A 23,712-nucleotide genomic window follows, 5' to 3' on the forward strand; every position below is an offset into this window, starting at 1 on the left:
AAATTTAAGCACAAAAAAAAGGTATATGCAAAGAAGAAAATTCATGCAGCAGACTTTATTGGCCGGGGGCTCGCTGGTAACCGCTACGGCTGCATTCTCTGCACAGAACAAAAAAGAGCTGCTCGACAATAATGAACCTTTTCATCTGCCTTATGCCATTCACGACGGTATGTTCAAAAACCATGGCGGGCCGGATATCGTAGACCAGATCAGGTTTGCCCATTCGGTGGGTTTCCGGGCCCTGGAAGACAATGGAATGATGAGTCGCACACCCGAACAGCAGAAACGCATCGGTGACACACTGGAACAGTTGGGCTGGTCGATGGGCGTATTTGTGGTGGAGTTTGACAAATGGCCTTTATCTACCAATATGGCCGGCGGTAAAAAAGAATGGAAGGATAAATTCATACAATACTGTAAAGATGCGGTAGAAGTGGCCAAACGTTGCCATGCCAAATGGGTAACCGTTGTGCCCGGTAATTACGACAGGAGCCTGCCCATGGGTTTTCAGACGGCCAACGTGATCGAGTTCCTTCGGCGTGGAGCAGAGATACTGGAACCTGCCGGACTGGTGATGGTGCTGGAACCGTTAAGCGATACGCCGGACCTGTTCCTGCGTTATTCCGATCAGACCTATGCCATCTGTAAAGCGGTGAATAGTCCTTCCTGTAAGATCCTGTTCGATATGTATCATATGCAACGCAATGAGGGGAACCTGATCGCCAATATGAACCGGGCATGGGATGAGATCGGTTATTTCCAGATAGGAGACAACCCCGGACGGAAAGAACCCGGTACCGGTGAAGTCAATTACCGGAATATTTTTAAGCACCTGCATGGTAAAGGATACAAAGGCATACTGGGTATGGAGCATGGTAATGCCCATCCCGGTAAAGAAGGTGAACTGGCCCTGATCAAGGCATACCGTGATGCGGATAATTTCCTGTAGCGAAGTAGGGTGGGTTGTCTGATATATTCCGGCAGCATTTTGTTTGATCACAATATCATTCAGCGCCTGTTTAGCTGTTCGGGGCAGAGCAGCACAGTTCATGATGGTTAATACAGAACTTGGTATAGTTTTCAGCTTATTTTCAAATCGATGGTAAATCATTCCGCCATGAAGAAATTGTTGTGCCTGCTCATTGTCATGCCTGTATGGCTGAGCGCTCTTTTTGCCCAGACATCTGTAACACATCTTCTGACAGAGAATCGCCCCGATCCGGTTGGGGTCGAAGAGAACACACCCCGTTTCAGTTGGCAGATTCATGCATCTGTTCGTAATACGGTGCAGACCGCCTATGCCATTCAGGTTTGGGAAGCCGGCAATAAAAAGAACCTTGTCTGGAATTCAGGTAAAGTCAATACAGATCAATCCGTCTATCTGCCATACGCGGGCACAGCTTTACAAAGTGGAAAAAAATATCAGTGGCAGGTGCAGGTTTGGGACAATAACAATACACAACCGGCACAAAGTGGGATCGGTACCTTTCAGATGGGGCACTTGCAAGCAGCTGATTGGAAAGCGCAGTGGATAGAACCGGGTTATGTGGAGGATTCAGTAATGCGTCCCAGTCCACTGTTCCGCAAACAGTTTCAGACCTCAAAAAAAATAGTATCCGCCACAGCGTTTATCACGGCCCATGGTTTGTATGAGGCACAGATCAATGGCAAACGCATCAGTGACGCTTATTTTACACCGGGCTGGACGGCCTACCAGAAAAGACTGCAATACCAGGTATATGATGTAACTCCTTTATTGAACAAGGGTACCAATGCCATTGGTGTGACCCTGGGTAGTGGCTGGTACCGTGGTGTGATCGGTTTTTCGAATAACCGGAATGTATACGGGAAAGACATTGCCCTGCTGTTTCAGCTGGCCATCACGTATAGCGATGGAACTACGGACTACGTTGTGTCCGATAACAGCTGGAAGTCAACCACCGGCGCCATCCGTTATTCGGAGATCTACAATGGTGAGACCATTGATGCGCGTTTGGAAAAGAAAGGCTGGGAACTGCCTGGATACGACGATAGTAAATGGAGCGGCGTAAAAATAGCTTCGCATTCTATGAGCCGATTGGTGGGCACTTACAACGAACCCATCCGTAAGAAAGAAATATTTCAGCCCAAACACATTTTCAAAACACCTTCCGGTGATCAGGTGATCGATTTTGGCCAGAACCTGGTGGGGTGGGTTTCCATTAAAGTAAAAGGGCAGGCAGGCGATAAGATCGTAGTGTCTCATGCCGAAGTGATGGAGAAGAACGGTAATTTTTATACCACCAACCTGCGGGCTGCCAGGGCGCAGGATACTTATATCCTGAAAGGAGGCGGGGAAGAAATATTTGAACCGCATTTTACCTGGCATGGATTTCAATTTATAAAGGTGGAAGGTTACCCCGGAGAACTGAAGCCGGAGAATTTTACAGCGGTTGCACTGTATTCCGATATGCCGGTGACGGGTTCATTCTCTTCTTCACACGCATTGGTCAATCAGTTGCAGCATAATATTCAGTGGGGGCAAAAAGGCAATTTCCTGGATGTACCCACCGATTGTCCGCAAAGAGATGAGCGACTTGGCTGGACAGGTGATGCGCAGGCATTTTCACGTACGGCTGCTTTCAATATGAACGTACACAGCTTTTTTACCAAATGGCTGAAAGATGTGGAAGCGGATCAGTTGCCAACAGGTAGTGTGCCTTTCGTGGTTCCGAATGTCTTAGGTGCCGGCGCCGCAGGCTCAGCCGGATGGGCGGATGCAGCCACCATCATTCCCTGGAATATGTACCTGGCTTATGGCGATCGTAAAATACTGGAGAACCAGTACAGCAGTATGAAAGCATGGGTGGGCTACATGCGTAATAACAGCAAGGACGATCTCTGGAACAAAGGTTTTCATTTTGGAGACTGGCTGTTCTTTCGCCCGAACGATGATAACGACGGCAGGGCTGCGGTTACAGATAAATACCTGATAGCCCAATGTTTTTACGCACATTCTACACAGATCCTGCTCAATGCAGCCAGGGTATTGGATAAAACCGCGGATGTGAGTCAGTATGAATCATTGTTGAACAGGATCAAAGAAGCATTTGTCAAAGAATACCTCACACCCAGTGGCCGACTGGTATCCAGTACACAAACTGCGTATGTGCTGGCATTGAATTTTGATATGTTACCCGACAACCTGCGGGCACAGGCTGCTGAGCGATTGGCAGAGAACGTAAAAAGTTATGGTAATCACCTGACAACCGGTTTCCTGGGGACCCCGTATCTCTGTCATGTACTTACCCGTTTCGGATACCTTGATCTTGCTTACACCCTGTTGCAGCAGGAAACCTATCCTTCCTGGTTATACCCGGTGAAAATGGGTGCCACCACCATCTGGGAAAGATGGGACGGTATTAAACCCGACGGCTCTTTCCAGGTGCCCTCCATGAATTCTTATAATCATTATGCATACGGCGCCATTGGCGATTGGATGTATCGGACCATGGTGGGACTTGACACATATGAAGACGGAACAGGATACAAACACAGTAAAATACAACCCCATATCGGAGGAAGTTTCAAGGAGGCGGCTGCGAGCCTGCAAACCTATTACGGAACACTGAGCAGCTCCTGGAAACTTGGTAATGGCAGTATTCAGATGGATGTTGAGATCCCCGCCAATACCCGCTCTACTGTATTTATCCCCGCCAAAACTGTAGATGCGGTCACCGAGAATGGCCTGCCGGTTGCAGGTAATAAAGATGTCAAAATACTCGAAACCAGCAATGGTTATGTATCCCTTTCCCTTGGCTCCGGTCACTATCATTTCAACAGTAAACAAAATTGATCATTCACTCATTCACTCATCCACTCATTCACTCATTATGAAATCCCTCTTCAGATCTCTCTTTCTCCTTTCCGTTCTGGTTATCAGTATATCTGCCAGTGCCCAGCAATGGTCCATCGAAAAAGCCAATGAATGGTACAGCAAGCATGCCTGGCTGGCGGGTGCGGATTATATTCCGGCAAATGCCATCAACCAGCTGGAAATGTGGCAGGCTGATACTTTTGATCCTGCAACAATCGATAAGGAACTGGGTTGGGCGGAAGGACTGGGTTTTAACACCCTTCGGGTATACCTGCACAGCCTGGCCTGGAAACAGGATCCGGAAGGGTTCAAGCAACGGATGGGTCGTTTCCTGGGGATCTGTGCCAAACATAAGATTGAACCCGTTTTTGTGTTCTTTGATGACTGCTGGAACAAAGTACCGCAGCCCGGAAAACAGCCAGAACCCCAGACAGGTATTCATAATTCAGGCTGGATGCAGGACCCGGGGCAACCTGCTTCGAATGATGTGACCATTTATCCGATGCTTGAGAAATATGTAACGGATGTGCTCACGCATTTTAAAGATGACAAACGCATTCTTCTGTGGGACCTGTACAACGAACCCGGTAACAGCGGCAAAAAAGATTCTTCGCTGGTATTACTGAAAAAGGTATTCGAGTGGGCCCGTAAAGTAAACCCAAGCCAGCCGATCAGTGCGGGATTGTGGGACTGGGGCCTGGAGAAGTTTAATGTATTCATGGCGCAGAACTCTGATATCATTACTTATCATAATTACGAGGAGCCCGATAAACACCGCCGGGTAATACAGGTGCTCAAAGCATTCGGCAGGCCTATGATCTGCACGGAATATATGGCCCGTACCAGGAACAGTTATTTCAGCAACATTATGCCCATGCTTAAAAGATACAATGTAGGAGCCATCAACTGGGGATTTGTGAGTGGTAAAACCAATACCATTTTTGCCTGGGATACGCCACTGAAAGATGGCTCACAACCCAAGGAATGGTTCCATGATATTTTCCGGCCCGATGGAACACCGTACCGCCAGGAAGAAGTGGACCTGATCCGCAAACTCACCAACCGTTAACCGAAGCAAGCTCACTGCCATGCGAAAATTGTTTACCCTGCTCTGCTGTTGCTGGATGATGAACATCCACGCACAACAGGCAATACATCCTGACTTGTTGAGAAAAAGCTGGTCAGCATCCTGGATTACATGTCCCGGAGTACCGCAACGGGATTATGGAGTCTATCATTTTCGGAAAACATTTTCTCTGGCAGAAAAACCCGCTGCTTTCCCGGTGCATGTATCGGCCGATAACCGGTATCGATTGTTTGTGAATGGGAAAGCCGTGTGCAGTGGCCCTGCACGTGGTGATCTGTATAACTGGTATTTTGAAACCCTGGATATAGCGCCTTACCTGCAGGCCGGCAGCAATACCATTGCCGCATTGGTATGGAATATGGGCGAACATGCCCCGGTGGCGCAGATCAGTAACCAGACCGCTTTTGTATTGCAGGGGAATAGTCGCCCAGAGCATATCATCAATACCAACGAAAGCTGGAAAGTGTTGCATGATACGGCATATACACCCTGCTCCACCGATAACGGCTCCCGTTTGCAAACTTATATGGTGGTCGGACCCGGAGATCGTGTCAATGCAGCTGCCTATCCCTGGGGATGGGAACAACCCGGTTACGATGATCATCACTGGCAAGCTGGTCGTAAAATCAGTAACCCGGTAACAGCGGGCTACGGAACCGATAATCTCTGGACCCTGCAACCCCGGAATATTCCATTGATGGAAGAAACGGCACAGCGGCTGATAGCAGTTCGAAGAGAGGACCACATACAAACACCCGCCGGTTTCCTGCAGGGAAAAACGGCTTTGCGCATACCCGCACACCAAACGGTCTCCATTCTGTTCGACCAGGCGTATAATGCTGTTGCATATCCGGAATTGTTTGTCAGCAAGGGCAAGGGATCGGCTGTTACCATGACCTATGCCGAAGCCTTGTTCGATAAGAACGGTGTAAAAGGAAACCGGGATGATATCAGCGGGAAGACCATCAAAGGTAATTATGATATTTTTTTACCTGATGGAGGAGAGAACCGGCATTTTCGTCCGCTCTGGTTCCGTACCTATCGTTACCTGCAACTGGATATAACAACAGGCGATGAGCCTTTACAGATCAATGACCTCTATGGATCCGCTACGGGTTACCCCTTCACGGTAAAAGCATCATTCACCAGCAATGATAGTTCTCTGCAGCGTATCTGGGACATTGGCTGGCGAACCGCACAGCTCTGTGCGGGTGAAACTTATTTTGATTGCCCGTATTATGAACAATTGCAGTATGAAGGCGATACCCGTATCCAGTCGCTGATATCCTTATATGTTACCGGCGACGACCGTTTAATGCGCAAAGCACTGTTGGATTTTTACCATTCAAGGGTACCCGAAGGATTGACACAGGGGCGATACCCCAGCAACCGACTGCAGGTGATCCCGCCATTTTCTTTGTACTGGGTGTCGATGGTGTATGATTACTGGATGCACCGGAAAGATCCAGCTTTCATCCAAAATTTCCTGGTGCCGGTTATGGGGGTGTTGGATTGGTATGAACAAAAGATAGACCGCAGCAAACAAATGCTGGGACCCATGCAATGGTGGGGTTTTGTGGACTGGAACCTGGCTTTCCCAGGTGGTGTGCCGGATGGCGCAACCGATGGTAATTCTTCCGTGATCACACTACAATATGTAGCCACCCTGCAGCAGGCCGCTGCCTTGTTTTCCGGCTTTGGAAAAAAAGCCGAAGCTGAACATTACCGGCAACTGGCCGACCAGCTGAACAAAGCCGTATACCGGCAGTGTTTTGATGTAAACAAAATGCTGATGGCGAATACGCCGCAAAAGAAAACATTCAGTCAGCATGCGGGTATCATGGCCATCTTAACGGGAGCAATACCCAATACAGATGAACAAAAGGTACTCGATAAAATTCTGCACGATACATCGCTGAGCCAGGCTACTTTCTATTATCGGTTTTACCTGAACCGGGCATTGAAAAAAGCGGGCATGGCCGATAGGTATTATTCTCAGCTGACGCCCTGGCGGGGAATGATCGCTAACGGACTCACCACGTTCGCAGAAAATCCCGATCCGACCAGATCTGATTGTCATGCCTGGAGTTCTAGCCCTAACTACGATTTCCTGGCAACCATCTGCGGCATCGTTCCTGCATCACCAGGTTTTGCCACCGTAAGGATCGAACCGGCATTGGGCGAATTAACATTTGCTGCAGGAGAAATGCCGCACCCGGATGGGAATATCAAAGTAAACCTGCAACGCAGAAACAATAACGGGATAGAAGCACGTATCCATCTCCCCAAAAAAATTTCCGGAGAATTTATCTGGAAGGGTAAACACGTTGTTTTGCATGGTGGTGAACAACGCATCCTGCTTTGATCTTTTGTGAACGATTCTTTTGTAAAGGCAGTTTCCGGTTTTGCCTGAAAGTCAGCTACCTATTTGTTCAATACTAACAAACATTCGTCTATTTGTGCGATGACATTGTAAAAAAATTGTCAAACGCTAAAATAATATTGTCTAGTATTTATATAGACTATATATTTGTCCTATTAAACAAGTAGACTATTATGTTATTCGCTTCCACCTCACTAAAATGTTATCCGTGTTGTTGCTGCTGACCAACAGCTAGTCAAGTCTTTTCTACACCAACACGTTTACCATGGAAGCTTTTTCACAATCACAATTCGATCAACTTTACAGTCAAGTCAGTCAGCTCAGCATAGAGGATGCGCTTCACCTGCTTTGGCAGCAGTATCCGAACAGGGTTACTTTTTCTACCAGTTTCAGTCTGGAGGATCAGGTGATCACTCAAGCGATAGCAGAAACGGCTTTACCTATCACCCTGTTTACATTAGACACAGGCCGTTTGTTTCCGGAAACCTATTCGGTATGGAGTAGTACCCTGCAACGGTATGGATTACCCATCAAAGCCTATTACCCTGATCGGGAATTGTTGGAGGCATTCATTGTAAAGAATGGTCCCAATGCGTTTTATGATTCTGTGGAGAACCGGAAAACCTGTTGCCATATCCGCAAAGTGGTGCCCCTGAAAAGGGCGTTGGCAGGCAATGCAGTCTGGATCACCGGTTTGCGTTCGGAACATTCTTCTGCACGTCATGACCTGCCCTTGCTGGAATGGGATGATACCAACCAGCTGCTCAAATATCACCCGCTGCTGCACTGGACAGCCAGCCAGGTAAAAGCCGCCATCGATGAACAGGCAATTCCTTATAACCCGCTGCACGATAAAGGATTTGTGAGTATTGGCTGCGCCCCCTGTACCCGTGCCATCAGACCTGGGGAAGATTTTAGAGCCGGTCGCTGGTGGTGGGAGGATAACAGCAAAAAAGAATGTGGCTTACACGAAAAACAACATTGATCAAACTATTATACCAGAAAAATGTCGAAATATCATTTGGATCATCTTGAGCAGTTAGAATCAGAAGCCATTCACATCATGCGTGAAGTGGCCGGACAGTTTGAAAAACCTGCTTTGTTATTCAGTGGCGGAAAGGATTCCATTACCCTGGTTCACCTGGCATTGAAAGCGTTTCGTCCCGGGAAATTTCCTTTTCCACTGGTGCATATCGATACCGGTCACAATTTTCAGGAAGCACTGGATTTCAGGGATGCGCTGGCGGAAAAAACGGGGGAGAAGCTGATCGTCCGGTATGTGGCAGACACTATCCGTCAACAGAACCTGGCCGAACCCAAAGGCAAATTCGCCAGCAGGAATGCATTGCAGACCTTCACTTTGCTGGATACCATTCAGGAGTTCGGGTTTGATGCCTGCATTGGCGGAGCCCGTCGCGATGAAGAAAAAGCGCGCGCCAAAGAAAGGATCTTTTCCGTGCGGGATGAATTTGGTCAGTGGGATCCCAAACTGCAGCGCCCCGAACTGTGGAATACCTACAACGGGCGCATACACAAGGGCGAAAACGTACGGGTGTTTCCGATCAGTAACTGGACAGAACTGGATATCTGGAATTATATCCGCCGCGAAAACATTGAACTGCCTTCGATCTATTTTGCCCACGACCGTGAAGTGCTGGAACACGAAGGCCAGCTGGTGGCATTGTCTGCATTCATTCAACGGGAGGAAACCGATAAGATCAGTACACGCCGGGTCCGCTACCGTACGGTGGGTGATATGACCTGTACCGCAGCCGTAGAATCGAATGCCACCACGATCGATGATATCATCAGCGAGATCATCGCCACCAAAACCAGCGAGCGCGGAGAAACCCGTATCGACGATAAAGTATCCGAAGCCGCCATGGAAGACCGAAAAAAAAGCGGCTATTTCTAACCCACCCCCATTCACTCATTCTATCATTCACTCATTATATACCCATGGACATCCTCAGATTCATCACCGCAGGAAGTGTAGACGACGGCAAAAGTACTTTGATTGGCCGTTTGCTCTACGACAGCAAGTCGATCATGATCGACCAGCTGGAAGCGATCGAAAAACAGACACGCAACCGGGAAGAAGGCGATATAGACCTGGCTTTGCTCACCGATGGCCTGCGCGCAGAACGCGAACAGGGCATCACGATCGATGTGGCCTATAAATATTTTTCCACGCCCAAAAGAAAGTTCATCATCGCCGATGCGCCCGGTCATATCCAGTACACCCGTAATATGGTGACGGGGGCTTCCAATGCCAACCTCATCATTATTCTGATCGATGCCAGGCATGGGGTGATTGAGCAGACCCGTCGCCATTCCATCATTGCGTCGTTGCTGAATATTCCGCATGTGGTGGTGGCAGTGAATAAAATGGATATGGTGGATTATTCGCAGGATATCTATAACAATATTGTCATCGATTATGCGGCAGTGGCGGCTTCATTGGGTCTGCCGCAGGTGACCTATATACCCATCAGTGCCCTGCATGGCGATAATATCGTGGACCGCTCTGAACGTCTCTCCTGGTACGAGGGAGAAACCTTGCTGAACCTGCTGGAAAATGTGGAGGTACAGAACGATACAGACCTGCAGCATGCCCGTTTCCCGGTACAGTACGTGATCCGCCCGCAGACCGATCTGTTGCACGATTATCGCGGATACGCCGGTAAACTCATCAGCGGTATTTATCAAAAAGGAGACCCCGTAACGATACTCCCTTCCGGTCTGCAGACCAGCATCAGCAGGATCGAAGTGGGCGGCAGGGAAGTGGAAGAAGTCTTTGCACCGCAAAGCGCTGTGTTGCATCTCGCAGATAATGTGGATGTCAGCAGGGGGGATGTGATCGTAGCATCCCACGACCTTCCGAATATCTCACAGGAACTGGATGTACTGCTTTGCTGGATGGGCAGCAAACCGCTTGCAGAAGGTAACCGTTACCTGTTACAGATCAACAGCCGCCAGGTGAAAAGCATTGTCAAAGAGATCCGTTATAAGTTAGATGTGAATTCACTGCAGCAGGAGGTTTTACCCGGAACCGTGGGCTTGAATGAAGTGGTACGGGCAACCATTAAAACAGCTTCGCCTGTTGCATACGATGCCTATAAGGACCTGCGCGTGAACGGCGGGGCTATTCTGATCGATGAAACCAGCCATGTAACTGTAGGGGCCTGTATGATACAATAAAATCGTTTATCATGAATTATTCTTCATTTATAGAAAAACTGCATAAGCGTAACCAGGCCTGTGCCATCCGTTTTCCCGACAGGATACTGGCCCATGCGTTCATAGACGACTGTTTTGATTTTTTATTCATCCCTAAAGACAGCCGGCTGGTATCCAAAGAGGACCTGACCAATACCTATGGATCACTGCAATCGAGCTGTAAGTTTTTGTTGTCAGCTGTCATCAGCGATGAACAGGTATTGCAGAAAGTAGTTGATGATTTTTTTGCTGCATTGCCGGAGCTGCACAGCCTGTTGCTGAAAGATGCCCAGGCCATTCTTGCATTCGATCCCGCGGCGGGTTCGGAAGAAGAAGTGGTGTCGGCATACCCCGGTTTTTATGCCACTGCAGTATACCGGATGTCGCACCTGTTGTGGAAAGCCGGCGTGCAGATTCTGCCAAGACTGTTCACGGAATATGCACATAGTAAGACGGGTATTGATATTCATCCCGGTGCAAGTATTGGGGAATCTTTTTCTATTGATCATGGAACAGGGGTGGTCATAGGTGAAACCACAGTGATCGGCAACCAGGTAAAACTATACCAGGGTGTGACCCTGGGTGCATTGAGTGTGGCCAAGGAAAATGCCAGGAGTAAAAGACATCCTACCATACAGGATAATGTAACCGTGTATTCGGGCGCCACCATTTTAGGCGGGGATACGGTGATCGGTCACGACAGTATCATCGGCGGTAATGTATGGCTTACCTACAGCGTGGATCCTTATTCGGTCGTATATCACCAAAGTGAGATCAGGGTCAGGGACAATAACCCTTTTCCCGAACCATTGAATTTTGTCATTTAAAAAATAAATCAACCCTATATGAAGGCCTATAACATCCTCGCAACTATTGGGAATACCCCACATGTCAAGATCAACCGACTGTTCGGACAGGATCAGGAAGTATGGATCAAACTGGAAAGGACCAATCCCGGCGCCAGTATCAAAGACCGTATCGCACTGTCAATGGTGGAAGATGCGGAATCCAGGGGTTTGCTGCAGAAGGGTAGCATTATTGTAGAACCCACTTCCGGCAATACGGGTATCGGGCTGGCGCTGGTGGCTGCGGTGAAAGGCTATCGGATCATCCTGGTGATGCCGGAAAGTATGAGCGTAGAACGGCGTAAACTGATGTCGGCATACGGTGCAGAATTTGTGTTAACGCCCCGTGAAAAAGGAATGAAAGGCGCCATTGAAAAAGCCACGGAGATCGTTGCCTCCACACCGGGAGCCTGGATGCCTCAGCAGTTTGATAACCTGGCTAATGTGGCTATTCACCGGCAGACAACCGCTGCGGAGATCGCTGCTGATTTTCCGGAAGGTATCGATTACCTGATCACAGGGGTGGGTACCGGCGGACATATCACCGGGGTGGCGGAAGTACTGAAAGAAAAATTCCCGGCACTCAAAGTATTTGCGGTGGAACCTGAACTGTCGCCTGTATTAAGTGGCGGCGCACCTTCTCCGCATCCTTTACAGGGTATCGGCGCCGGTTTTGTGCCATCTGTACTGAATGTGCCGGTACTGGACGGGATTATCCAGGTTGGTAAAGAGGAAGCTTTTGCCTATACACAACGCCTGGCGAAAGAAGAGGGTATTCTGGCTGGTATATCTACCGGCGCTTCACTGGCCGCTGTTGCCAAAAAACTGGCAGATATTCCCAAAGGAGCAAAGATCCTCACATTTAATTATGATACCGGCGAAAGGTATTTGTCAATAGAAGGACTTTTCTAAAAAAGAATCTATGAACCCCTTACAACAAACAGGAAAAGTGATACTGGCAGGAGCCGGTCCCGGTGATCCGGACCTGGTGACGGTGAAGACCGCCAACTACCTGCAACAGGCCGATGTAATACTCACGGACCGCTTGGTGAGTAAAGTGATCCTGCAACGATATGTAAGGCCTTCGGCTAAGATCATTGAAGTGGGTAAACAATGCCGCAGAGGTGTATCCACCCCACAACAGACCATTAATGAACTGATGATTGAACATGCATCTGCCGGTAAACTGGTGGTCAGGTTGAAAGGAGGTGATGTGGCATTTTTCTCCAACGTGTTTGATGAACTGGACAGTTTGCTGGCCAACAGGATTCCTTACGAGATCGTGCCTGGTATTACTGCGGCCTCCGGTGCTTCTGCTTATGCAGGTATACCGCTAACGGCCCGTGACCATGCCACCGCTGTTCGGTTCCTGACCTGTTACCAGTCTGCAGTGATCAGCGATGATTACTGGAAAGAACTGGCCAGCACTACCGATACCCTTGTTTTTTATATGTCATCTGAGACATTGGATCTGCTGGTCGGTAATCTGATCAAACATGGAATAGATGCGTCCATACAATTAGCAGTGATCGAACAGGCCACCACCACCTACCAGCAGGTATATACCTGTGGCATTTACGAATACGCAGAGAAATTCGGGAACCGGTCTTTTTTATCGCCGTCATTGGTTATGGTAGGTAAAGTTGTGGCATTACAGCAGTCATTCAACTGGTTCAGGGGAAGCGACCTGGGGGAATATTATTTTAAACCATTGACAAGTCCCGTCAAATCTATACAAACACATGAGCAACCCAAACAATATGCTGGCAGGGCATAAACAACAATTATTGACCGAACTGGTGACCGGTATCGGAAGGGAAGAGCTGATCTGGATCAACGGATACCTTTCTGCCCTGATCAACGGTAAAGAAGCAGTGCCGGAAGCGGCCACTGTTTCAGCTGCTGCCAGAAAGATCACATTGGTGTACGGTACCGAAACCGGTAATGCCAAAAAACTGGCCACGGCATTTGCGGCTAAAGCCAAGAAGGAGAACCTGCAGGTAAAACTGGCGGGACTTGATCAATACCGTTTAACCGACCTCTCCCGTGAAGAAAACCTGTTTGTGGTGATCAGTACACAGGGTGATGGAGAACCTCCGGTGGCGGCGCAGAAATTCTACGATCATATTCACCGGAATGGGTTTCGGCTTGAACAGCTCAGATACGGCGTGCTGGCATTGGGCGATACCTCGTATCCTTTTTTCTGTAAAACAGGCGAAGATGTGGATAGCCAGCTGGAGAAACTGGGAGGCAAAAGGATAGTGCCCATACGCAAATGCGATGTGGATTATGAAAAAGATGCCGAAAGCTGGTTTGAACAGGTATTGCTGTCTGTGAAGGGCACCGGAACCATTGCAGCTGCATCCATCAAAGCAGCAACAGAAACAACAGCAACAAAATCCAATAAAAAGATCTATACGGCCATCCTGGCCGGCAAACAATTGCTGAACGATCGGGGATCGCATAAAGAAGTGTATCACCTGGAACTGCTGGCAGAGGAAGTGGAATACGAGCCCGGCGATTCTATCGGTATTGTTCCGCATAATTCCACTGCATTGGTGAACCGCCTGTTTGCCCTTACCGGCTTTGACCGAACCCGGCAGTATTCTCATAAAAATGAATTGTATACCGCAGAAGAATTGTTACAGCAGAAATTAGCTGTGAGTCACCTGCATGAGCGGGTGGTCAAAAAATATGCTTCCATGGTGCAACAGGACATTCCTGAACAGAAAGCAGACCTGCTGCAATTGTTGGAAAACTATCCCCTGCAAAATGAGACGAAGTTTGAGGAACTGATCGGAATCCTGCCGGCGCAATCACCCCGGATCTATACCATTGCCTCATCGCCTGCCGCACATACAGGAGAACTGCACCTGACAGTAGAGCTGGACCGGTTCATGGTTGGGGAAACTACTCAGCATGGTTTGTGTTCCGGTTACCTGGCAGCTTTGCCGGAAGGGGCAACCCTGGAATTTTTTGTACAGAAGAACAAACGCTTCCGCTTACCGGATGGCGATAAACAAGTATTGATGATCGGGCAGGGAACCGGTATTGCGGCTTTCCGCGCATTCCTGGCAGAACGGGATGCCACGGGAGCTTCCGGTAAGAACTGGTTGTTTTTTGGCGAAGACAGTTTTACCCGTGATTTCCTGTACCAGACCGAACTGCAGGACTGGTACCAGACAGGCGTACTGAATGGTATTTCGCTGGCATTCCGGCAAGACCAGCCACAGGCATTTTCCGTGGCCGAAAAATTGCAGGCCCATGCCAAAGAAGTGTACCTCTGGATACAGGAAGGCGCTTACCTGTATGTCTGCGGCGAAAAGTCGCCCATGGGTGAATCGGTGGAAGCAACATTGCTGCAGATCATTGCCGGAGAAGGCAAAACAGATGCCGGTGAAGCACACAGTTATTTAGAACAACTGAAAACCGAAGGCAGGTATTCCAGGGAACTGTATTGATCCTGGCAAAACTTCAGGACATACCGTTGGATATTCATCAATCATATACGAAGCACTTACAGATATTATGTCAAAAAAATCAGCGATAGAGATCATTAAAGAAGCCAGTGATGGCCTGCGCGGCACCATCCGGGAGAGCCTGCAGGACGAGATCACCGGCGCCATCCGTGAAGATGACCAGGCCCTGATCAAATTTCATGGCATGTACCAGCAGGACGACCGTGACAGACGCGAAGAGCGGGCCGCAAAAAAACTGGAGCGTTTGTATTCATTCATGATACGTCTGCGGTTACCGGGCGGTTTCCTAACGCCGGAGCAGTGGATCGCCGTACATGATGTGGCGGGTAAGAATACAACGGGGGTGATCAAGATCACCTCACGACAGACCCTGCAGTTGCATGGTATAATCAAATCGAAAATCAGGCCGACGATCAAGGCATTTGATGAGGCCAAACTGGATTCGATAGCTACCTGTGGCGATATCAACCGTAATGTGCTGTGCAGTTCACATCCGAAAGAATCGCCTATCCATGCGGAAGTATTTGGGTATGCCGACAGGATCAGTCGCTTACTGATGCCCAAGACCAGGGCCTATTATGAGATCTGGCTGGACGAGGAACCCCTGCTTGACAAAAAAGAAGAAGAGGATCCCCTGTACCAGGACCGTTACCTGCCACGCAAGTTCAAGATCGCCATTGCCATACCACCGAACAATGATGTGGATGTGTTTGCCAATGATGTTGGATTGATCGCCGTGATCGAGAATAATACGCTGGTGGGATTCAATATCGCTATTGGAGGAGGATTGTCGAGCACACATGGAAATCCGGATACCTATCCGCGCCTGGCCACACTGATCGGTTTTGTGCCCGGTGAAGAAAAAACATTGAAAGCCGTGTATGAGATCGCCACCATCCAACGCGATCATGGTAACCGGAGCGACCGTAAACTGGCCCGTTTAAAATATACGGTTGACCGTGTGGGGATTGATTGGTTCAAAGAAGAACTGGAACGCAGGACCGGCTTTGCCCTCGAGCCCGTTCGTAAAACTGTATTTACCAGCCGTAAAGATCATTTTGGCTGGTATCAGAACGAAGAAGGGCTTTGGTATTACACAGCTTTGGTAGAGAATGGAAGGGTCACGGATGAAGCAGCTGCGCAGGTAAAATCAGCTTTGCTGGCCGTAGCACACACAGGTAAGGCCAATTTCCGGTTCACCTGTAACCAGAATGTGATCATCAGTGATGTGAAAGAAACTGATAAAGCAGCGATTGAAAACATACTGGATACTTATGGTGTGATACTGCTGACAGAAAAAAGTTCGGTGACCCGTCGCCACTCTATGGCTTGTGTGGCATTACCTACCTGTCCGCTGGCACTGGCCGAGGCACAGCGGTACCTGCCCAGTTTGCTGGATAAAATAGAACCTTTGTTGCACAAGCATCAATTACAACAGGAAGAGATCATTATCCGCATGACGGGTTGTCCCAACGGATGTGCCCGATCCTATGCAGCCGAGATCGGTTTTGTGGGAACCGGTCCGGGAAGGTATAACCTGCAATTGGGTGGCGACAGGGTAGGGCAGCGACTGAATGCCATTTATCGGGAGAATATAGGAGAAGAAGAAATACTGGCTTCTCTTGATGGTCTTTTCGAACAGTATGCAACCGGTCGTTTGCCCGGAGAGACTTTCGGCGATTTTGCCATCAGACAACAGTGGGTATCATCACATGGCGCAAGCAACTGATCCATCCATACAGATCGTTCCCTCATCCGGATCTGCCAATCCCTTGTTCCCTGTTTTTCTGAAGCTGGAACAATTGTCCGTATTACTGGTGGGTGGAGGTAATGTAGCATTGGAAAAACTGGGTTCTTTACTCGGTAATGCGCCACTAACCCGTATCCATATCGTGGCCCTGGAGATCAGCGAACAGATCCGTGAGCTATGCCAAAAATACCCGGCTGTTAAACTGGTAGAGAAGCGTTATGCGGAGACTGACCTTGACGGTGCAGACATTGTGGTGGTGGCTGTGAATGATATTCCGTTAAGTGAATATATCCGCAAAGAGGCGAAAGCCCGGAACCTGTTGGTGAATGTGGCCGATAAACCTGCACTCTGCGATTTCTATCTGGGTTCGATCGTGCAGAAAGGCAGCCTGAAGATCGCGATCTCCACCAATGGGAAATCACCTACGGTTGCCAAACGGATCAAAGAAGTATTGAACGAGATCATTCCTTCTGAGATGGATGATGTGCTCAACGATATGCAGCAGATACGACAGCAGCTGAGCGGTGATTTTACGAATAAGGTAAAACAGCTGAACGACCTCACCAAAGTGCTGGTGGCTAAACAGGTGTCGCTGGATGAAGTCAACCTGAAAAAACAGAAAGAGAAAAAATGGCAGCAAATCGTAAAAATCTGCCTGTTTGCGTTTGTATGTATGATTCTGGGGGCGGCCGTTTTTTCTTATTTCCCTGCAAAAGAACTGTATGGTGTAGTCAGGTCAGTTCCTGATTATATTGATGTCCGTTCTTTTTTAATGATGTTGCTTACGGGTTTTATGGCACAAATGGTAGATGGCTCACTGGGTATGGGCTATGGTACCATCTCTACCACTTTCCTGCTGGCCAATGGTGTACCACCGGCCGTGGTAAGCAGCCGTGTGCATTCTGCACGGGTATTCTCCAGCGGAGTATCGGGGTATAGTCATCACCGCTTCGGGAACATCAATAAAAAACTATTCAGAACACTCGTAGTGCCAGGTATCATTGGTGCCGTAACCGGTGCCACACTGGCCTATATCGGTCAGCGATATGCCACTTATGTTCGGGTGCCTTTGGCTATCTATACCTGTTATCTTGGATATTTCATCATCAAAAAAGCGATCCGGAAAAAACAGCAGCAGGATAAGGTAAAACGTGCAGGCTGGCTGGCAGGTGTGGGCGGTTTTATGGATGCTTTTGCCGGCGGTGGCTGGGGCGCACTGGTAACTAGTACGCTTATTTCCAAAAGAAAAAGTCCACGCTATGTGATCGGATCGGTTTGTCTTGCTGAATTTTTTGTGGTATTTGCCAGTGCCGTTACTTTTTTTATCCTGCTGAAACATATTCCTCTGGGAGATGTGCTGGGGCTAATCATCGGAGGCATCCTGGCGGCCCCGGTTGCAGCCCGGCTGGTGGGTAAACTACCGCTGAAAACCATGTATTTCCTCGTGGGCGGACTGGTGATCTGCACCAGCCTGTTTACCTTATGGAAAGCCGTTAACCTGCTGCAACACTGATATTTGCAAGGAAATATTTTGTTTGGCTATAAAAATTGGCACTATGGTACTTCTCCTAGGCAAATGTTATTTTTTTGCAAGTATTTGATTTTCGTAATGATTTATTTGAATTCCATGACCAACTAATCCCTAACTGGGGTAAATTAGTGCTGGATAGTTGTGCTTTGTTTTTAAACGATATTGATTATGGCAAAAATGACACTTACCGTCAACGGCAAAAAACAGGAAGTAGAGGTAGACCCGGCTACCCCGGTATTATGGGTACTGCGCGATCATTTGAATTTGGTGGGCACTAAGTATGGTTGCGGTATAGGTTCCTGCGGGGCCTGTACCATTCATTTGAACGGCCGGGCCTTGCGTTCCTGCCAGTTACCGGTTTCTGCTGTTGGCTCGCAGGAAATTACTACCATTGAAGGCTTGTCTGAGAATGGGGATCATCCGGTTCAGAAAGCCTGGCTGGAACTGGATGTGGCACAATGCGGGTACTGCCAGACCGGCCAGATCATGACGGCAGTTTCCCTGCTGAAATCCAATCCTTATCCAAGTGATGTGGAAATCGAAAATGCGATGACAGGGAATATCTGCCGCTGCGGAACCTATACACGAATCAAAGAAGCCATTAAAACAGCAGCCAAATCATCCGGTAAATAATTGTTACACTACCTCAAGCAAAATGTTTTTATGGAAAAAACGAACAACATGTATAGCCGCCGGTCTTTCCTTAAGGTGACATCTATCTCTGGTGGAGGTATGATGATCGGATTTGGCTGGCTGGCCAGTGTAAAACCCAATGAAGTATTGGCAGGAACCCCTTCGGTGCAACAGTGGGTGGAGCTGACCGGTTTTGTGAAGATCACGCCCGACAACCAGGTAAAGATTATGTCACCGAATCCGGAATTCGGACAGAACGTGATCACTTCCATGCCCATGATCATTGCAGAGGAACTGGATGCCGACTGGAAAAATGTGCAGGTAGAGCAGGCGGATTTCAATACACCCAAATACAAACGGCAGTTTACAGGTGGTAGCCAGTCTATCCGACAGGGATGGCAGATTCTCCGAAAGGCAGGCGCTTCGGCCAAATTCATGTTATTGCAGGCTGCTGCAGCTGAATGGAAAGTGGCGTTAGAGGAACTGACGGCTTCCGGGGGAATGGTCTATCATAAGAACAGTAATCGCTCCGCCACTTATGGTTCATTGGCTACAGCTGCCGCTCAATTGCCCGTTCCGGAAAATGTTTTACTGAAGAAAACGACCGAATTCTCACTGTTGGGTACGCACCAGAAGAATGTGGAGGGGAAGAAAATTGTAAAAGGACAGTCCTTGTTCACCATGGATTACCGCCAGGAGGGCATGTTGATCGCCATGACGATACGTCCCACAGCATTCGGGATGCAGTTGAAATCGTACGATGCTTCAGCTGCATTGCAGATGCCTGGCATCAAAGATGTTTTTGATATCAAAGTGTATAAGGATGGTTTTGAACGGGCAGGTTTTGATACCCGTACTTTTAATCATCTGATTGTGGTGGTAGGAAATACTACCTGGCAAGTGATGAATGCCCGGAAAAAGATATCGATCCAGTGGGAGCCCATACAGGAAAGCAAAGAAGTGGTGGCTGCCTGGGGTGCCAAACGGGAAGAAATCATTCCCTCAGGTCTGGAGAGTACGGCTGACCACATAAAGAAAATGCACGAAATGCAGAAAAAGCCTGGCCGGATTTTGCGCAAAGATGGAAAGCCGGAAGATGCATTTGCAAAAGCGAAGAAAGTGCTGGAAAGGACTTATTCCGCACCATTCCTGCCGCATAATACCATGGAACCCATCAGCTGTTTTGCGCATATCACAAACGAAAAAGCATTTTTTGTGGCACCTACTCAGGCGCCCGAATTCATCAAACCAACCCTGATAGCCAATTTAGGGATACCGGCTTCAACGATTGAGATACAATTGGCCAGGATGGGTGGCGGTTTTGGCAGAAGGGCCTATTGCCATTATATGGTAGAAGCAGGGCTGATCTCGCAGAAAATGAAAGCGCCGATCAAACTCATTTATACCCGGGAAGATGATATGACCAATGGTATTTACCGTCCGGCTTATATGGTCACATACAGGGCAGCGATCAACGACAAAAATGAAGTTACTGCTGTTCACATAAAAGGTGGGGGCGTTCCTGAGAATGCCATTCATGCCGACCGTTTTCCGGCAGGTGCTTTTGACAATTATCTTGCCGAGGGTTGGGAGATCCCATCCAACATCACGATTGGTGCATTCAGGGCGCCGCGTTCCAATTTTATCGCCAGTGCCGAGCAGTCATTCCTGGATGAGCTGGCGGAACTGATCGGCAAGGATCCCATCGATTACCGGATCGAATTGCTGAAAAGAGCTAAAAACAATCCGGTAGGGAAGAACAATGATTACGATGCAGACAGGTATATCGGTGTATTGGAACTGGTAAAAGAAAAATCGAACTGGCGTAAGGAAAAGAACAAAAACTTACGTAGGGGGGTAGCGGCCTATTTCTGCCACAATTCCTATGCGGCACATGTAGTGGATGTGACTATGAAGAACGGCCAGCCTGTGGTGGACAATGTGGTTTCCGCATTGGACTGCGGACTAGTGGTAAACCTCGAAGGCGCAAAGAATATGGTAGAAGGAGCCATTATAGATGGCATTGGTAATGCATTGTTCGGTGGTTTGAGATTTGAGAAAGGTGAGCCCATACAGAAGAACTTCCACCAGTACCGGATGATCCGGCATAATGAAGCGCCCAAAAAGATTGATGTGCATTTTGTGCAGAATACGATCGATCCAACCGGATTGGGAGAGCCGCCATTCCCACCCATCTTTGGGGCACTGGCCAATGCTTTATATAAGGCAACCGGTAAAAGATTGTATCAGCAGCCTTTCATCAATGAATTAAACAAGAAAGGGTAAGAACACAGCAGGAAAATCCCCTCTGGCCCGATCAGGAAATATAAAAAGCACCGTTATAGATACGGTGCTTTTTAATGAGTTCATCTCGCAGGTATTGCCAGTGTTTGGATTTTTGCTGGATGTTGGTCAGGTGGCAGGCGGCTACAACTGTTCAGAAGAAAATGCTGTATCATAACATTGCCGCGCCCTTCAGGGCGTGGGTGTCAATTATCACATGCATTTCTTTTAGGACTTTAGTCCCCGGTTGGAAGGAAGTTTGGTGGCGGTCTGTGCTATTTTATTCATACTTAATAAAATAGACAGACGATCTTGGATAGTTTTGTGCAGGATGGGGATAGCTATTTTGCAATGCTATAGTGTATGGGTCCTTCATACCCTCTTATTGACTAAAAACAATAACTTGCGTACAACCTGTTTACGTAATAGCTACATAAATGCGTATGGAAACAAATATCCTCATCGTTGAAGACGAAAAAGCCATTGCAGATGCATTACAGCAGGGACTGCGTGAGGCGGGATATGAAGTAATGGTGGCATATGATGGACTGATAGGCGAGAAAATGTTCACGAACAGACATTTTGACCTGGTGATCCTGGATATCAACCTGCCGGGCATCAATGGCCTTGAACTATGCAGACGTTTCAGGCAAAGAAGTAAATCTGTAGCTATTTTCATACTGACTACGTTTGATTCTGTTCCTGATAAAGTGGAAGGATTCAACGCTGGTGCAGACGACTACCTGGTAAAACCCTTCTCCTTTCATGAACTGGCTGTAAGGATTGCCGCCTTATTGCGGCGTGCAGGAAATGAGAACATGCCACAGGGAAACCTGCTTAAACTGGGGGATCTTGAAATGAATCTTGATACCAAATCTGTTACCAGGGGCGGAAAACAGATCAAACTTACGGCCCGCGAATTCAAGCTGCTGGAATACCTGCTGAAGAATAGAAACCGTGTGGTAAGCCGTGCCGATATTGGTATGAATGTATGGGACCTTGATTTTGGTACAGGAACCAATACGATTGATGTATATGTCAACTACCTGCGCAATAAAATCGACAAAAATTTTCCTGATAAACTGATTCATACACAGGTGGGATTTGGGTATATCATGAAAGAAAATCATTGAGACGATGAAAGTGAGGTATAAGATAACCTTTGCATTCGTTTTGATTTCAGCAGTCATGCTGTTTATCCTTTTTTCAGTAACTTATATCAGTACTGTAGCACAACAGAAAAAAGATTTTACTAAAAGACTTCATAACAGGGCACTTACGGTTTCTTATATTTACCAGCGTCTTCACGCCGGTAATTATGATTTTCTGTCGCGGGTAGATAGTTCCACCATTAATCTGTTAGGTTCTGAGTCTGTTTACATATTCAACAGCCGGGATGAATGTATTTACCGGTTTGCCAGGAACTACGAAGATACCATTGGTATACAGCCGGAATTAATTAAACGGGCAAGATTGGAAGGAGAAGCACAGGTGATGATTGACAATAAACACGCAATGGCCTTGTTTTCCCAATCAGCTGAATTTCCTGTAGTGGTAGTGATATCTGCAGTAGATATTGTTGGTAAGGCCAATCTAAGGGAACTGTTGCAGAACCAGGAAAAGACATTCATAGCTGGTTTATTACTTTCTTTTTTTGCCGGATGGTTTTTCAGTAAGCGGATATTGGTGCCATTGCAAAAACTGAGTGCCACTGTGAAAGAAATATCAGCAACCAATATTGAACGGAGATTGGCAAGAGGAGATACACGGGATGAGTGGTACGAACTGACGGATACATTTAATGGGCTTCTTGCGCGGTTACAGGATTCATTTGAACTGCAGGGCAGATTTATTGCCAATGCGTCTCACGAATTGTCTACACCTTTGACGTCCATTCAGAGTCAGATAGATGTTATATTGAATAAAGACCGTGAAAAGGATGCGTATAAAAAAGTACTTGAATATGTACGGTCTGAAGTGCAGTACCTGGGATCCCTTACACATCAACTGCTTAATATAGCCCGGACATCCAGGGGTGGAGCCTTACAAATGGAATTAATCCGCATAGATGAGCTCTTGATGGAAATTCCCGCGATTATCCATAAAAATTCAACCGGTTGTACAGTAGATATTTTTTTTGACGACCTGCCTGAGAATGAAATGCGCTGTATGGTGAACGGAAATTATGAATTGCTGTTATCTGCATTTAAGAACCTTGCAGAGAATGGGTGCAAGTATGCGCCAGATTGCCGGGTACAGATCTCTCTTTCTTTTATTGAGAATAATATTCTGATACTTTTTACAAATTTGGCAGAGTCGCTCAACCCCGAAGATCTAAAGAATATTTTCCAGCCATTTCAGCGGGGTAATTATGTTGCCGGGATCAAAGGTTATGGATTAGGACTCCCTTTGTCCAGGCGGATCATACTGTTACATAAAGGGGAGATTAAAATGGAATTGACCGGTGCAGGGCAGGTGGTGATCTCGGTAATCCTTGAATCAGCAGCTTAATCTAGGCTGTTTACTTACTTCTTAAGGCTTACGATACTAGCCTGTGTATAACCTGTTTTATTGTAAAATTTCCAACACACCATTCATTGATTGGTACGATATGCATTGTCATACTTTTGACATGATAATTGATTC

The 23,712-nt window shown here is 47.7% G+C and carries 17 protein-coding genes; all 17 read left to right on the plus strand.

Features of this window, described 5'->3' with window-relative positions; all coding sequences use genetic code 11:
• Nucleotides 1-25 precede the first annotated feature (25 nt).
• The 17 genes from ACH3Y6_RS08430 (at nt 26) to ACH3Y6_RS08510 (ending at nt 23,577) form a co-directional block, all read left to right on the plus strand.
• Nucleotides 26-949 carry a hydroxypyruvate isomerase family protein gene (locus tag ACH3Y6_RS08430; protein ID WP_490835159.1) on the plus strand — a complete coding sequence of 308 codons (924 nt, stop codon included), beginning with the start codon at nt 26-28 and terminating at the stop codon, nt 947-949.
• A gap of 168 nt (nt 950-1,117) precedes the next feature.
• On the plus strand, nt 1,118-3,835 hold the full coding sequence (locus tag ACH3Y6_RS08435) for a family 78 glycoside hydrolase catalytic domain (RefSeq protein ID WP_490835160.1): 2,718 nt from the start codon (nt 1,118-1,120) through the stop codon (nt 3,833-3,835).
• Between the two features lie 37 nt (nt 3,836-3,872).
• Entirely contained in the window at nt 3,873-4,925 is a 1,053-nt protein-coding gene (locus tag ACH3Y6_RS08440; RefSeq protein WP_490835161.1) for a cellulase family glycosylhydrolase, read from the plus strand.
• 19 nt (nt 4,926-4,944) lie between these two features.
• Nucleotides 4,945-7,308: an alpha-L-rhamnosidase-related protein gene (locus ACH3Y6_RS08445; protein ID WP_490835162.1), complete on the plus strand. Its 2,364-nt coding sequence runs from the start codon at nt 4,945-4,947 to the stop codon at nt 7,306-7,308.
• A gap of 283 nt (nt 7,309-7,591) precedes the next feature.
• Entirely contained in the window at nt 7,592-8,311 is a 720-nt protein-coding gene (locus ACH3Y6_RS08450) for a phosphoadenylyl-sulfate reductase (RefSeq protein WP_490835163.1), read from the plus strand.
• A 21-nt stretch (nt 8,312-8,332) separates the two neighbouring features.
• Nucleotides 8,333-9,241: a sulfate adenylyltransferase subunit CysD gene (cysD, locus tag ACH3Y6_RS08455; RefSeq protein ID WP_490835164.1), complete on the plus strand. Its 909-nt coding sequence runs from the start codon at nt 8,333-8,335 to the stop codon at nt 9,239-9,241.
• 44 nt (nt 9,242-9,285) lie between these two features.
• Nucleotides 9,286-10,527: a sulfate adenylyltransferase subunit 1 gene (locus tag ACH3Y6_RS08460; protein WP_490835165.1), complete on the plus strand. Its 1,242-nt coding sequence runs from the start codon at nt 9,286-9,288 to the stop codon at nt 10,525-10,527.
• A gap of 11 nt (nt 10,528-10,538) precedes the next feature.
• Complete coding sequence (locus ACH3Y6_RS08465) at nt 10,539-11,372, plus strand: serine O-acetyltransferase (RefSeq protein ID WP_490835166.1); 834 nt, start codon at nt 10,539-10,541, stop codon at nt 11,370-11,372.
• 18 nt (nt 11,373-11,390) lie between these two features.
• Nucleotides 11,391-12,302 carry a cysteine synthase A gene (gene cysK, locus ACH3Y6_RS08470; RefSeq protein WP_490835167.1) on the plus strand — a complete coding sequence of 304 codons (912 nt, stop codon included), beginning with the start codon at nt 11,391-11,393 and terminating at the stop codon, nt 12,300-12,302.
• A gap of 10 nt (nt 12,303-12,312) precedes the next feature.
• On the plus strand, nt 12,313-13,167 hold the full coding sequence (cobA, locus tag ACH3Y6_RS08475; protein WP_490835168.1) for a uroporphyrinogen-III C-methyltransferase: 855 nt from the start codon (nt 12,313-12,315) through the stop codon (nt 13,165-13,167).
• Nucleotides 13,133-14,851 carry a diflavin oxidoreductase gene (locus ACH3Y6_RS08480; protein WP_490835169.1) on the plus strand — a complete coding sequence of 573 codons (1,719 nt, stop codon included), beginning with the start codon at nt 13,133-13,135 and terminating at the stop codon, nt 14,849-14,851. Before cobA ends, ACH3Y6_RS08480 begins: the two co-directional genes overlap by 35 nt.
• Before the next feature lie 67 nt (nt 14,852-14,918).
• On the plus strand, nt 14,919-16,598 hold the full coding sequence (gene cysI / locus ACH3Y6_RS08485; protein ID WP_490835170.1) for an assimilatory sulfite reductase (NADPH) hemoprotein subunit: 1,680 nt from the start codon (nt 14,919-14,921) through the stop codon (nt 16,596-16,598).
• A complete protein-coding gene (locus ACH3Y6_RS08490) occupies nt 16,582-18,132 on the plus strand; it encodes a TSUP family transporter (protein ID WP_490835171.1) in 1,551 nt (516 codons plus the stop codon). The genes cysI and ACH3Y6_RS08490 overlap by 17 nt, the downstream gene beginning before the upstream one ends.
• 186 nt (nt 18,133-18,318) lie before the next feature.
• Nucleotides 18,319-18,783 carry a (2Fe-2S)-binding protein gene (locus ACH3Y6_RS08495; protein WP_490835172.1) on the plus strand — a complete coding sequence of 155 codons (465 nt, stop codon included), beginning with the start codon at nt 18,319-18,321 and terminating at the stop codon, nt 18,781-18,783.
• Nucleotides 18,784-18,813: 30 nt separating this feature from the next.
• Nucleotides 18,814-21,069 carry a xanthine dehydrogenase family protein molybdopterin-binding subunit gene (locus tag ACH3Y6_RS08500; protein ID WP_490835173.1) on the plus strand — a complete coding sequence of 752 codons (2,256 nt, stop codon included), beginning with the start codon at nt 18,814-18,816 and terminating at the stop codon, nt 21,067-21,069.
• Between the two features lie 440 nt (nt 21,070-21,509).
• On the plus strand, nt 21,510-22,199 hold the full coding sequence (locus ACH3Y6_RS08505; RefSeq protein ID WP_490835174.1) for a response regulator transcription factor: 690 nt from the start codon (nt 21,510-21,512) through the stop codon (nt 22,197-22,199).
• 55 nt (nt 22,200-22,254) lie between these two features.
• A complete protein-coding gene (locus tag ACH3Y6_RS08510) occupies nt 22,255-23,577 on the plus strand; it encodes an ATP-binding protein (protein ID WP_490835175.1) in 1,323 nt (440 codons plus the stop codon).
• Nucleotides 23,578-23,712: the final 135 nt, after the last annotated feature.

It is taken from the genome of Sediminibacterium sp. FW305-C-269 (assembly GCF_058231045.1).

What these genes read in the sequence shown, in the direction of transcription:
- cobA (WP_490835168.1), top strand. Translation starts at nt 12,313, where the DNA reads ATGAACCCCTTACAACAAACAGGAAAAGTGATACTGGCAGGAGCCGGT.
- ACH3Y6_RS08430 (WP_490835159.1), top strand. Translation starts at nt 26, where the DNA reads ATGCAAAGAAGAAAATTCATGCAGCAGACTTTATTGGCCGGGGGCTCG.
- ACH3Y6_RS08490 (WP_490835171.1), top strand. Translation starts at nt 16,582, where the DNA reads ATGGCGCAAGCAACTGATCCATCCATACAGATCGTTCCCTCATCCGGA.
- cysD (WP_490835164.1), top strand. Translation starts at nt 8,333, where the DNA reads ATGTCGAAATATCATTTGGATCATCTTGAGCAGTTAGAATCAGAAGCC.
- ACH3Y6_RS08445 (WP_490835162.1), top strand. Translation starts at nt 4,945, where the DNA reads ATGCGAAAATTGTTTACCCTGCTCTGCTGTTGCTGGATGATGAACATC.
- ACH3Y6_RS08505 (WP_490835174.1), top strand. Translation starts at nt 21,510, where the DNA reads ATGGAAACAAATATCCTCATCGTTGAAGACGAAAAAGCCATTGCAGAT.
- ACH3Y6_RS08510 (WP_490835175.1), top strand. Translation starts at nt 22,255, where the DNA reads ATGCTGTTTATCCTTTTTTCAGTAACTTATATCAGTACTGTAGCACAA.
- ACH3Y6_RS08465 (WP_490835166.1), top strand. Translation starts at nt 10,539, where the DNA reads ATGAATTATTCTTCATTTATAGAAAAACTGCATAAGCGTAACCAGGCC.
- ACH3Y6_RS08460 (WP_490835165.1), top strand. Translation starts at nt 9,286, where the DNA reads ATGGACATCCTCAGATTCATCACCGCAGGAAGTGTAGACGACGGCAAA.
- ACH3Y6_RS08440 (WP_490835161.1), top strand. Translation starts at nt 3,873, where the DNA reads ATGAAATCCCTCTTCAGATCTCTCTTTCTCCTTTCCGTTCTGGTTATC.
- cysI (WP_490835170.1), top strand. Translation starts at nt 14,919, where the DNA reads ATGTCAAAAAAATCAGCGATAGAGATCATTAAAGAAGCCAGTGATGGC.
- ACH3Y6_RS08480 (WP_490835169.1), top strand. Translation starts at nt 13,133, where the DNA reads ATGAGCAACCCAAACAATATGCTGGCAGGGCATAAACAACAATTATTG.
- ACH3Y6_RS08495 (WP_490835172.1), top strand. Translation starts at nt 18,319, where the DNA reads ATGGCAAAAATGACACTTACCGTCAACGGCAAAAAACAGGAAGTAGAG.
- ACH3Y6_RS08450 (WP_490835163.1), top strand. Translation starts at nt 7,592, where the DNA reads ATGGAAGCTTTTTCACAATCACAATTCGATCAACTTTACAGTCAAGTC.
- cysK (WP_490835167.1), top strand. Translation starts at nt 11,391, where the DNA reads ATGAAGGCCTATAACATCCTCGCAACTATTGGGAATACCCCACATGTC.
- ACH3Y6_RS08500 (WP_490835173.1), top strand. Translation starts at nt 18,814, where the DNA reads ATGGAAAAAACGAACAACATGTATAGCCGCCGGTCTTTCCTTAAGGTG.
- ACH3Y6_RS08435 (WP_490835160.1), top strand. Translation starts at nt 1,118, where the DNA reads ATGAAGAAATTGTTGTGCCTGCTCATTGTCATGCCTGTATGGCTGAGC.